Source organism: Virgibacillus sp. Bac332 (assembly GCF_003667785.1).
Lineage (GTDB): Bacteria > Bacillota > Bacilli > Bacillales > Amphibacillaceae > Virgibacillus > Virgibacillus salarius.
Genome location: NZ_CP033046.1, coordinates 3,450,666 through 3,461,937, shown reverse-complemented (window position 1 = coordinate 3,461,937; position 11,272 = coordinate 3,450,666). Strand labels below are relative to the sequence as shown.

At 36.5% G+C, this 11,272-nt stretch carries 13 protein-coding genes; all 13 read left to right on the top strand.

The features are described from left to right. Positions 1 to 4 precede the first annotated feature (4 nt). Positions 5 to 1,066, top strand: coding sequence for a protein-glutamate methylesterase/protein-glutamine glutaminase (locus D9782_RS16540; protein ID WP_026680913.1), 1,062 nt, complete (start codon positions 5 to 7; stop codon positions 1,064 to 1,066). 15 nt (positions 1,067 to 1,081) lie between these two features. Then, positions 1,082 to 3,115, top strand: a complete 2,034-nt coding sequence (locus tag D9782_RS16535) for a chemotaxis protein CheA (protein ID WP_026680914.1) — start codon at positions 1,082 to 1,084, stop codon at positions 3,113 to 3,115. 24 nt (positions 3,116 to 3,139) lie between these two features. Beyond that, entirely contained in the window at positions 3,140 to 3,610 is a 471-nt protein-coding gene (locus tag D9782_RS16530) for a chemotaxis protein CheW (protein WP_026680915.1), read from the top strand. A 6-nt stretch (positions 3,611 to 3,616) separates the two neighbouring features. Beyond that, on the top strand, positions 3,617 to 4,249 hold the full coding sequence (locus D9782_RS16525) for a chemotaxis protein CheC (protein WP_026680916.1): 633 nt from the start codon (positions 3,617 to 3,619) through the stop codon (positions 4,247 to 4,249). Next, a complete protein-coding gene (locus tag D9782_RS16520; RefSeq protein ID WP_026680917.1) occupies positions 4,242 to 4,739 on the top strand; it encodes a chemotaxis protein CheD in 498 nt (165 codons plus the stop codon). Before D9782_RS16525 ends, D9782_RS16520 begins: the two co-directional genes overlap by 8 nt. Before the next feature lie 39 nt (positions 4,740 to 4,778). Next, positions 4,779 to 5,558: a FliA/WhiG family RNA polymerase sigma factor gene (locus tag D9782_RS16515; protein WP_026680918.1), complete on the top strand. Its 780-nt coding sequence runs from the start codon at positions 4,779 to 4,781 to the stop codon at positions 5,556 to 5,558. A gap of 202 nt (positions 5,559 to 5,760) precedes the next feature. Then, the gene (locus D9782_RS16510; RefSeq protein ID WP_121605219.1) at positions 5,761 to 7,134 is read left to right on the top strand and encodes a flagellar assembly protein A; all 1,374 of its coding nucleotides are present in this window, start codon (positions 5,761 to 5,763) and stop codon (positions 7,132 to 7,134) included. Between the two features lie 20 nt (positions 7,135 to 7,154). Beyond that, positions 7,155 to 7,463 carry a hypothetical protein gene (locus D9782_RS16505; RefSeq protein WP_026680920.1) on the top strand — a complete coding sequence of 103 codons (309 nt, stop codon included), beginning with the start codon at positions 7,155 to 7,157 and terminating at the stop codon, positions 7,461 to 7,463. A gap of 12 nt (positions 7,464 to 7,475) precedes the next feature. Next, complete coding sequence (locus tag D9782_RS16500) at positions 7,476 to 7,925, top strand: DUF6115 domain-containing protein (RefSeq protein ID WP_026680921.1); 450 nt, start codon at positions 7,476 to 7,478, stop codon at positions 7,923 to 7,925. A gap of 222 nt (positions 7,926 to 8,147) precedes the next feature. Beyond that, on the top strand, positions 8,148 to 8,894 hold the full coding sequence (rpsB, locus tag D9782_RS16495; RefSeq protein WP_026680922.1) for a 30S ribosomal protein S2: 747 nt from the start codon (positions 8,148 to 8,150) through the stop codon (positions 8,892 to 8,894). Positions 8,895 to 8,989: 95 nt separating this feature from the next. Next, positions 8,990 to 9,874 (top strand): translation elongation factor Ts, encoded by an 885-nt coding sequence (tsf, locus tag D9782_RS16490; protein WP_121605218.1) that lies wholly within the window; start codon positions 8,990 to 8,992, stop codon positions 9,872 to 9,874. Positions 9,875 to 9,975: 101 nt separating this feature from the next. After that, a complete protein-coding gene (gene pyrH, locus D9782_RS16485) occupies positions 9,976 to 10,698 on the top strand; it encodes a UMP kinase (RefSeq protein ID WP_026680924.1) in 723 nt (240 codons plus the stop codon). Positions 10,699 to 10,700: 2 nt separating this feature from the next. Continuing rightward, positions 10,701 to 11,249, top strand: a complete 549-nt coding sequence (gene frr, locus D9782_RS16480) for a ribosome recycling factor (RefSeq protein ID WP_026680925.1) — start codon at positions 10,701 to 10,703, stop codon at positions 11,247 to 11,249. The last annotated feature ends 23 nt before the right edge of the window (positions 11,250 to 11,272 follow it).

Here is an 11,272-nt window from a genome sequence, read left to right as displayed (position 1 = left end):
GGCCATGAGTAAAATTCGTGTCATTATTATTGACGATTCAGCTTTTATGCGTAAAGTGATTTCAGACATTTTAACAAGTGATAATCGTATGGAAGTAATTGCAACAGCTAGAAATGGTGAAGATGGAATCAATAAAGTTAAAAAATTACAACCAGATGTTGTTACCTTAGATATTCATATGCCCATTATGGATGGGATAACAGCTTTACGTGAATTAATGAACAGCAATCCTATACCAGTAGTTATGCTTTCAAGTGCCGCCTCTGAGGATACAACAATCAAGACAGTACAGGCAATTTCAAGTGGTGCAGTAGACTTTATTACGAAGCCATCTGGTCCCATCTCAATTGATATTGAAACGATGAAGCAGGAAATTATATCGAAGGTTATTACGGCGTCAAAGGTTAGATTACCTTTACAGCAGCAGGAGGAGAGGGCGAAGGAAAAACCCCCATCTTTACCAACTGGTCATGCTCGTGCTTTAACTAAATTCGCACAGAGTATTGTCGCAATCGGGACATCAACAGGTGGACCGAGAGCGCTTCAACAGATTATTACTCGATTACCTAAAAACATAAAAGCACCAGTTTTTATCGTACAACATATGCCAGCAGGTTTTACGAAATCTCTTGCTGAACGATTAAATCAAAAATCCCAGGTTACTGTAAAAGAAGCGATACATGGAGAAATAGTGAAAAACGGAACTGTTTATATTGCTCCAGGAGATTTACATATGAAACTAAAGTCTATCGGCACATCTGTAGCAATAGAACTAACGAAGGAAAAAGCAGTTAATGGACATAGACCATCGGTGGATGTGTTATTTACTTCACTTGCCAATGTAAAGCATGTTAATAAGCTGGCAGTCGTGCTTACTGGGATGGGGAGCGATGGTAGTAATGGTATCAAAGCTCTAAAGGCAGGGGATAAGGATACCGTTGTTATCGCTGAATCAGAAGAATCAGCTGTTGTTTATGGCATGCCCAAAGCAGCGGTGCGAACAAATCTCGTTACTAAAGAAGTGGTGTTAAGTGACATAAGCGACTTTATAACAAAATTATTATAGGTGGAGGGCTTTAATGTGGATACAACAGAGTATTTAGGAGTTTTTATTGATGAAAGTAATGAGCATTTAGAAGTTTTGTATAATCAGCTTTTAGCCTTAGAGAAAAACCCTAATGAAAAGAAAATCATTGAAGAGATTTTTCGAGCTGCTCATACATTAAAGGGAATGTCAGCAACAATGGGTTTTAGTGATTTAGCAAATTTAACCCATAAACTAGAAAATGTATTTGATGCAATCAAGTATGAGAAGGTTACTGTTAACGTCGAAATGATGGATATTTTATTCGCAGCAGTGGACCATTTAAATGAAATGGTAGAAGACATTTCGAGTGGTGGCGATGGCACGAGAGATGTTTCTCAAGCTGTTGAACAATTGCAGGCTATCGAAAGCGGGAATTCTGTTTCGGCTGTACAGATGAAAGAAGCAGATAGCACAACCCAGCAACAAGAAGCGACTCAGCTACAACATGTTCAGGGTTTAGATGAGTTTGAACTTACGATACTAAGTGAATCATCAGACCGTGGATATTCCAATTATGAGATTAACGTGACTTTAAGAGAAGACTGTCTCTTAAAAGGTGCAAGAGTATTTATGGTCTTTGAGGTTTTAGAGAAATTGGGAGAAATCGTTAAATCTGAGCCATCTGTAAATGAATTAGAAGAAGAACAATTTGATACTAGTTTTACAGTAATATTCATATCAGAACATTCTAAAGAAAAAATTTCAACAAATATAGAAAAAGTTTCAGAAATTGAACAAGTAGAAGTTCATACTTTCTCAGCAAGCACGTATAAAGCTGATCAACAAAGCAATGATAAAGCAAGGGATGAACAGCAGACACAAGAAACGAAGTCCAATAAGGACAAAAAGCAGCAAAATTCTGCTAAAACTTCAGCAAACAAGACGATACGAGTTAATATTGACCGACTTGATGTCCTGATGAATTTATTCGAGGAGCTTGTCGTCGATCGAGGCAGATTAGAACAAATTTCTCTAGACTTAAACCATGGAGATTTACAGGAGACCGTAGAGCATATGTCTCGCGTGTCTAGTGATTTACAATCCATCATTTTAACGATGCGGATGGTGCCAATAGAGCAAGTGTTTAATAGGTTCCCTCGTATGATTCGCCAACTAGCAAGGGATCTAAATAAAAATGTGGAAATTGAGATTATTGGGGCAGAAACGGAACTAGATCGAACCGTAATAGATGAAATAGGTGATCCGCTCGTTCACTTAATACGGAATGCAATTGATCATGGTATTGAATCTCCAGACGAACGGTTAAAAAAAGGAAAGTCTGAACACGGAACGATTAAACTCGAAGCTTATCACAGTGGCAATCACGTTTTCATCGAAATTGAAGATGATGGTGCTGGTATAAATAAAGAAAAAGTATTAAAGAAAGCTATCGCAAATGGTGTTGTTAATGATAGTCAATCCGAATTATTGTCAGATCAGCAGATATTCGAATTGATTATGGCAAGTGGTTTTTCTACTGCAGATACGGTTTCAGATATATCCGGAAGAGGTGTAGGTCTAGACGTTGTTAAAAATACAATTGAATCATTAGGTGGAAGGATTTCGATTGATGCTAAGAAAGATCAAGGGTCTATCTTTTCTATACAATTACCTTTAACGTTATCCATTATTTCCGTATTGCTTATCGAATTACAAAATGAAAAATACGCTATTCCATTGTCATCCATTATTGAAACGGCAATTATTCATCGGGATGATATCATGCATGCACATAATACAAAAGTAATTGATTTTAGAGGGAAAGTGGTTCCATTAGCATTTCTCAATGATATTTTTACTGTTCCAGCAGATGATAATGTAATAGATAATGAATATATATCGGTTGTCATTGTTAAAAAAGGGAATAAAATGACAGGACTCGTTGTTGATGCCTTTATAGGACAACAGGAGGTAGTTTTAAAATCCTTAGGCAGTTATTTATCAAATACATTTGCTATTTCTGGAGCAACGATACTAGGTGATGGGGAAGTAGCTTTAATCGTAGATAGTAATGCATTAGTTATATAAAAATGATAATTGGAGGAGAAAAAAATGGAAAATGAAACGTTAATGAATAGGAAAGTAATTGTATTTCAATTAGAGGATGAAGAGTTCGCTGTCTCTGTGCAGCAGGTGGGATCTATTGAAAAGATGATTCCAATTACAAGAGTGCCACAAACAGCTGACTTTGTGAAAGGTGTCATAAATTTAAGAGGAGTGGTTACGCCTGTTATTGATTTACGATTACGTTTTGGGATGAAGGAAACAGCATTTTCTGATTCAACCAGAATTATTATTGTTTTCGTAGATGATATGGAAGTTGGTCTCGTAGTAGATGCTGCAAATGATGTGATTGATATTCCAGAAAATGAGATTGAACCTGCACCTGAAGTTATTGGTACGGTTGATGCGGATTATATAGAAGGGGTAGCAAAATTAGATGATCGTCTATTAATCCTTCTTAATTTGCAAAAAGTATTAACCGAAGATGAAATTCATGAATTAAAATCTGTCGAAGGATAATCGTTCATGGACTATACAAAACTCACGACCATACAGCGAGATGTTTTGCGAGAAATTGGAAATATTGGAGCAGGAAATGCGGCAACTTCCATGTCTAAATTACTAAATAGAAAAATAGATATGGAAGTTCCTTCCGTAAACGTTGTAAGCTATGACGAAATGATGGAGTTGCTGGGGGGGCCAGATGAAGTTATTGTTGCACTTTTATTCCGAATACAGGGCGTTGCACCAGGAACCGTTTATTTTATCCTATCAACTGAGAGGGCTGAAGCATTAGTTAGAGAAATAACAGGAGATCAAGCAATGAATTTACTTGCTTCTTCTGATAATGAACTAGCTATTTCTGTACTTAAAGAAACCGGAAATATTGTTACTGGTGCATACCTATCTGCTCTATCAGATTTCACACAAGTAAATATGCAGCCATCTGTTCCGTATCTCAGCATAGATATGGCAGGAGCGATTTTAACGGCAGGACTTATTGAACTATCACAAGTTACGGATTATGCAATCATTATCAATACGAAGATGAATCCCTCGCATCTATCTCATAGTATAGAAGGTCATTTTCTCTTTATTCCTGATCCAGACTCATTCCCAAAGTTATTTCAAGCGTTAGGAATAAATGGATATGAATAAAACAGCGTCGATCATCAAAGTAGGTATTGCAGATTTAAATGTTGTAACTCCTCCTATGAAAATTAGAACATCTGGATTAGGATCGTGTGTAGGAGTAGTAATTTATGATGAAACGGAAAAGGTTTCGGGATTGGCTCATATCCTGCTTCCAAATTCTCAATTGGCCAGACAGAAGCAATACAATCCGTATAAATATGCAGACACAGCCATCCCAAAATTAATTACAAAAATGATAGATTGTGGAGCTAATAAACATAAATTAAAAGCAAAAATTGCTGGTGGTGCGCAAATGTTTCAATTTGCTTCTGGTTCCGATATGATGCGAATTGGCCCTCGAAATGTAGAGGCAGTTTTAGATAAGCTAAAGGATTGTAATATTCCAGTAGTTGCTCAAGATGTGGGAGGAAATACTGGTAGAACAATAGAATTTGATCCAGAAACCAGTAAGCTAAAAATCAGAAAAATTAATAGAGAAGAAACCTTTATTTAGAATAGATCAGAGCAGATCGTAATAAAAGGGGTGTATATAATGATAGTGAATGAATCTCCTCATGAAGAGAAGCTGTGGGATGACTGGTTAGTTTATAATAACATGGATGCAGCAAATCAACTTATTGATAAATATATGTATCTTGTAAGTTTTCATGTGGAGAGAATTGCAAGTAACTTGCCGAGCAATGTCAATAGAGGGGATGTTAAGAGCTTTGGCTTAATGGGACTATATGATGCACTAAAGAAATTCGATCCGAGCAGAGATCTAAAATTCGATACGTATGCATCATTTCGGATTAAAGGTGCGATAATGGATGGATTACGAAGGGAAGATTGGTTGCCCCGCTCTTTACGAGATAAAACGAAGAAAATTGAGCAGGTGTCAAACCAAATAGAGCAAAAAAACCAAAGAAAGCCAACTACCGAAGAAATAGCAGACAACATCGGCATGACAGTGAAAGAGGTGGAGAGTGCAATGCGTGACTCACTTTTTGCTAATATATTGTCTATAGAAGATAAGCCAAGTGACCAGAAGATGAAGTTAAAAGAGGGGATTGGCTACTCTATCCCTGATGATAAAACAGTCGCACCAGAAGATCATATGATAAACAATGAATTAAAAGATGAACTTAAAGAAGGAATAAAGGCTTTAAATGAAAATGAACAAATGGTAATTAGTTTGTTTTATCACGAGGAGCTAACATTAACAGAAATTGGACAAGTACTAGGCTTAACTACTTCACGAATATCACAAATACACAAAAAATCGATAGTCAAACTTCGATCTACCTTAAAAAAAATACAATCCTTTTCATAAAGGGTGTTTATACAAAGTGAAGATTTGAAGAGTCGGGTATGTAAAAGAATATCAATTGCTTTGATAACTGCTATTACAATTGAAGTAAGCAAAATGCATAATGAATGGAATACAACATTAGCAATCATTCGATATATCTTTTCTCCTCACTTTTTAAAATCCATATAACGGGATGATGTGGAAGTAAAAGGAGGAAATACAAGTGGGTCAATTAGATGATATCTTTCAAGTAACTATTTCTAAGGATAAGATGGTCGCACAGTTAGATACGAAAGAACAAATAGAGAGAGAAATTAGTAGTATTTCGGATGAGGAAATTCGTCAATTCTTACGAGATCATCGAATTTTATATGGAGTCATGGAGGAATCAATATCTCAACTTTCTAGTAATTTGTCGGAAATAACCTTTCCAATAACGGTTGCAAAAGGGAAGCAAGTGAAACATGGTAAAGATGGGGTTTTGCAATATATCTCTGATTTTACAACAGATATCGTTCGTGATTGTAATTGGAATTTCAGGGATGTTATGCGGATTCCTACTGTGAGAAAAGGGGAAAAAATTGCAGAGCTGTATGACCCATCCGAAGGTGAATGTGGGTATACGATTGATGGTACAAAAATTGCCGCTCGACCTGGAAGACCAGCGGTTGTAAAGGCCGGGAAAAATGTTGTATATCGGGAGGAAGATCAATCCTTTTATGCTGCATCTGAGGGGCAATTAAGTAAGGTCGACAAGTGGATCCAAATTCAGCCTGTATTTGAAGTAGAAGAAACATTATCCATGAAAAATGGAAATCTTGATTTTGTAGGAACCATTATTATTCATGGAGATGTTCCCACTGGATATACAGTCAAGGCAAAAGGTGATGTTAAAATATTTGGTATGGTTGAGGCGGCTACGGTGATTGCTGGAGGTTCTGTTTATGTATCAGAGGGCTTGGCTGGCCAAGCAAAAGGAACTATAAGAGCGGACGAATCCATTAAAATTGGCTATATTAATCAAGGCATCGCTGTTGCTGGACAAGATTTATATGTAGAAAACTCCATTCTACATAGTAACTGTACGGTCAAGGGTCATGTTTTCTGTCAAAAAGGGAACATTATAGGAGGTGCCCTTTCTGCAGGTAAATCGATAGAAGCAAAGGACATTGGTAATCGTCTTAGCACGGAAACAGAGATTATATTCGGTGTAGATAAATCCATTGAAACGAAGGAAAGGCAGTTACAAGAGAAAAAAAAGGAATTAGAAGATACGCTGTCGAAATTAAGAATATTAGGCGAAAAAATAAAGCAAAGAGATATTGAGCAAAATCCAAAGCTCCGCATCACCCTACTTCGTCAAAAGAATTCATGGAACAAAACGAATGAACAACTTGAAGAAGTAACATTGCAACTTGATAAACTCAACTCCAGTATAGGTAGTGAACATTATGCAGAATTAATTGTAAGAAATTATATTTTTTCGAATGTAATCGTTGCATTTGGAAAATATCGACGAATTATCAAAGACAATCAACATTTTGTGAAAATGCATTTAGTAGATAATGAGATTGTTATTTATCCATTATTCGAATAGCCGTAAGGGGTGTAGATTTTATGGGTTGGAAATCGATAGAATTACAAGTTGCTATTCCTCGTTCTCAGGATGCAGGTAAAATGCAAGAGCAAATGCTAAAACAAAATGAGAATTTCCAAACATCACTTGCCCAAACACAGCTACAACAAGAAGAGCTAAAACGGAAACGAGTAATGGGGTCAAAGGATCTTCAGCAATTAAAATGGAAACAGCAACAAGATCAAAAAAGATTGAACGCTTCTATTCAAGCAAAAGATGAAGAAAAAGAGCGAGAACGAAAAGAATGGCGTCATCCTTATTTAGGAAAACGTGTAGATTTTAATGGATAAAAGAGGGATTCGATGACATCGTTTTTATTAATTATCAGCTTTTTGTTACATATTATTGCCTTTGCTGCTATTTATCAATTATTAAAACAGGTAAGGCAGCCAAATCAGCCAAACCAAATAAGTTCTGAAGAAATAAATTCTCTCCTCGACAACTATCTAGAAGAATTGAAAGAGGAAAATGACAGATTGATAAATCAGTTAACTACACATAGAGATAGAAAGTCCAAAGAGGTATCTGAGGCTTCTGCCACACAGGATTCTAAAAGGGCTGGAGAAATACAGCAAGCTCATTCCGAATACGAGCCAGAGGTTCACGAGGATGATCAAGTAGAAGCCTCTTTACAAGCAAGGATATTACATCTGTATAGCAAAGGGTTATCTATTACAGAAATTGCTCGGCAATTAAATTGTGGAAAGACGGAGGCTGAATTGATTATCAAAATGGCTGGTAAGCATGCATAGCATTAATTTTATGCACATAAATACGAAAAAATTCATATGTTTGACTTGATAAGTCTTCATGCTTATGATATATTATTTTTTGGTGTGAATACTATGTTCTTCGTAGGTTGAGCAAGTAATAAATACACACGTTTAGTGATTTGTAAATGTGGTGCCATGTAAATGGTCTGTTTGCAAAAATGATCTAAACGGAGGAAAAAAACCATTTAGGAGGAATTTTTAATGTCAGCAATTTCAATGAAGCAATTACTTGAAGCTGGTGTACATTTTGGACATCAGACCCGTCGCTGGAATCCAAAGATGAAAAAATACATCTTTACAGAGCGTAACGGAATTTATATCATTGATCTTCAAAAAACAGTGAAGAAGGTTGATGAAGCGTACAATTATGTAAAGGATGTTGTAGCTGATGGTGGTACAATCCTTTTCGTAGGTACAAAAAAACAAGCACAAGACTCTGTGCGTGATGAGGCAACTCGTTCTGGTATGTACTATGTAAACCAACGTTGGTTAGGTGGTACACTTACTAACTTCCAAACAATTCGTAAACGTATCAATCGTTTGAAAGATATCGAACGTATGGAAGAAGATGGCACATTTGAAGTGTTACCTAAAAAAGAAGTTGTTAACTTATTAAAAGAAAAAGATCGCCTAGTTAAATTCCTTGGTGGAATTAAAGAAATGAATAAACTACCTGATGCATTGTTTGTCATTGATCCACGTAAAGAACGAATTGCGATTGCAGAGGCGCATAAATTAAATATTCCGATTATCGGAATTGTGGATACAAACTGTGACCCTGATGAAATTGATTATGTAATTCCTGCAAACGATGATGCTATTCGTGCGGTGAAACTTTTGACTTCAAAAATGGCAGATGCTATTTTAGAGGTGAAACAAGGGGAAGAAACAGAAGAAGTGCAAGAAGAGCAACAGGAAGCAACCGATTCTGAAACAGAACAAGAGTAATCAATTGAAAGGTGAGGGTGATAAGAGGATAAGAGCCTTTTATCACCTTTTTTAAAGAACGAGATACTACATTGATTATCCAAAGGAGGATTTTTATGGCTATTACTGCAAAAATGGTAAAAGAATTACGTGAAAAAACTGGCGCAGGTATGATGGATTGTAAAAAAGCGCTACAAGAAACGGACGGAGATATTGAGAAAGCAATTGATTATCTTCGTGAAAAAGGAATTTCAAAAGCAGCGAAGAAGGCTGACCGAATTGCTGCGGAGGGTTCAACGTACATTGAAATAGACGGTAATAAAGCAGTTCTTTTAGAAGTTAACTGTGAAACAGATTTCGTAACCAAGAATGATCAGTTTAAACAATTACTTTCTGATTTAGCAAAACATTTACTTAATCGTAACCCTGCAACGCTGGAAGAAGCGTTGCAACAAGAAATGGATGGTAGTGGAGACACTGTAGAGAATTACATTAATTCTGCTGTTGCAAAAATTGGTGAGAAATTATCGCTACGCCGTTTTACAATCTTGTCAAAAACAGACAACGACGCATTTGGTGAGTATTTGCATATGGGTGGCCGCATCGGTGTATTAACGCTACTAGAAGGTACAACAGACGAGCAAGTAGCGAAAGATGTTGCGATGCATGTAGCAGCAGTAAACCCTCGTTATGTATCACGTGATGCTGTATCTGATGAAGAGGTAAACCATGAGCGTGAAGTATTAAAAGCTCAAGCTTTAAATGAAGGTAAGCCAGAACATATTGTCGAAAAAATGGTTGAAGGACGCCTTGGTAAATTCTTTGAAGAAATTTGTTTATTAGAACAAAGCTTCGTTAAAGATCCAGATCAAAAAGTGAAAAAATATGTAACGGATAAGGGCGCATCTGTACAAACATTTGTACGATATGAAGTTGGCGAAGGTATGGAAAAACGTGATGAAAACTTCGCTGATGAAGTAATGAGCCAAATTAAAAAATAAATGGTAGGTCAATAGGGAGCACAATAGTTGTTCCCTATTTCTCCATCTATCCCCAAGTGAACAAAACTACAAAACAATATCAAATTTCTATGGAGGTTATTATGACAACAGCTCGTTACCGTAGAATCGTACTTAAATTAAGTGGAGAAGCTTTAAGTGGCGAACAAGGATATGGCATTGAACCTAAAATTATTCAGTCTATCGCTAATCAAGTGAAAGAAGTTGCCGAGTTAGATGTTGAGATCGCAATCGTCGTAGGTGGTGGAAATATCTGGCGAGGCAAGGTTGGTAGTGAAATGGGTATGGATCGTGCTACTGCTGACTATATGGGAATGTTAGCAACAATTATGAATTCTCTAGCACTTCAAGATGGACTGGAAAATATGGGTATACCTACTAGAGTACAGACATCAATCGAAATGCGACAAGTGGCTGAGCCATACATAAGGAGAAAAGCAATTCGTCATTTGGAGAAAAAACGTGTTGTCATTTTTGCTGCCGGTACAGGAAATCCTTTCTTTTCAACTGATACTACTGCTGCTTTACGCGCAGCTGAAATCGAAGCTGAAGTAATCCTTATGGCTAAGAATAATGTAGATGGCGTATATACAGATGATCCAAAGGTTAATAAAGATGCGCAAAAATATGAAAATCTATCTTATATGGAAATGCTGAATGAAGGACTAGGAGTTATGGATTCTACTGCTTCCACATTATGTATGGATAATGATATTCCATTAGTTGTTTTTTCTATTATGGAAGAAGGAAATATTAAACGAGTAGTCCAAGGAGATAATATTGGAACTACGATAAGGGGGAAATAAAGATGTCTGAAGGTATTATGAAACAAATGAAAGAAAAAATGGAGCAAGCAGTTCAAGCATTCTCGAAAAATTTAGCAACTGTTCGAGCAGGTAGAGCAAACCCTAATTTGTTAGATAGTGTATATGTTGATTATTATGGTACATCTACACCGTTAAATCAGTTAGCTTCCGTAACGGCACCTGAGGCGCGTTTATTGGTTATTACACCGTATGATAAATCCGCCATCTCCGATGTAGAAAAAGCAATTCAAAAAGCCGATTTAGGATTATCACCTTCTAGTGATGGGAATGTGATTCGCATTAATATCCCAACACTAACTGAGGAACGCAGAAAAGATTTAGTGAAAGTAGTTGGAAAATACGCGGAGGAATCTCGTGTGCAAGTAAGAAATATTCGTCGTGAAGCCAATGATCAATTGAAAAAAGACGATAGTCTGCCTGAGGATGAATTACGAGGTGCCCAAGATGAAGTTCAAAAGGTAACCGATAATCATATTGCAAAAATAGATCAACTTGCTAAAGATAAAGAAAAAGAAATTATGGAAGTTTAGTCTAATACCGTGTAAAATAAGAT

Coding starts and splice junctions, on each gene's coding strand:
- D9782_RS16540 (WP_026680913.1), top strand. CDS start 5: ATGAGTAAAATTCGTGTCATTATTATTGACGATTCAGCTTTTATGCGT.
- D9782_RS16530 (WP_026680915.1), top strand. CDS start 3,140: ATGGAAAATGAAACGTTAATGAATAGGAAAGTAATTGTATTTCAATTA.
- D9782_RS16525 (WP_026680916.1), top strand. CDS start 3,617: ATGGACTATACAAAACTCACGACCATACAGCGAGATGTTTTGCGAGAA.
- D9782_RS16520 (WP_026680917.1), top strand. CDS start 4,242: ATGAATAAAACAGCGTCGATCATCAAAGTAGGTATTGCAGATTTAAAT.
- D9782_RS16515 (WP_026680918.1), top strand. CDS start 4,779: ATGATAGTGAATGAATCTCCTCATGAAGAGAAGCTGTGGGATGACTGG.
- D9782_RS16505 (WP_026680920.1), top strand. CDS start 7,155: ATGGGTTGGAAATCGATAGAATTACAAGTTGCTATTCCTCGTTCTCAG.
- D9782_RS16500 (WP_026680921.1), top strand. CDS start 7,476: ATGACATCGTTTTTATTAATTATCAGCTTTTTGTTACATATTATTGCC.
- rpsB (WP_026680922.1), top strand. CDS start 8,148: ATGTCAGCAATTTCAATGAAGCAATTACTTGAAGCTGGTGTACATTTT.
- tsf (WP_121605218.1), top strand. CDS start 8,990: ATGGCTATTACTGCAAAAATGGTAAAAGAATTACGTGAAAAAACTGGC.
- pyrH (WP_026680924.1), top strand. CDS start 9,976: ATGACAACAGCTCGTTACCGTAGAATCGTACTTAAATTAAGTGGAGAA.
- frr (WP_026680925.1), top strand. CDS start 10,701: ATGTCTGAAGGTATTATGAAACAAATGAAAGAAAAAATGGAGCAAGCA.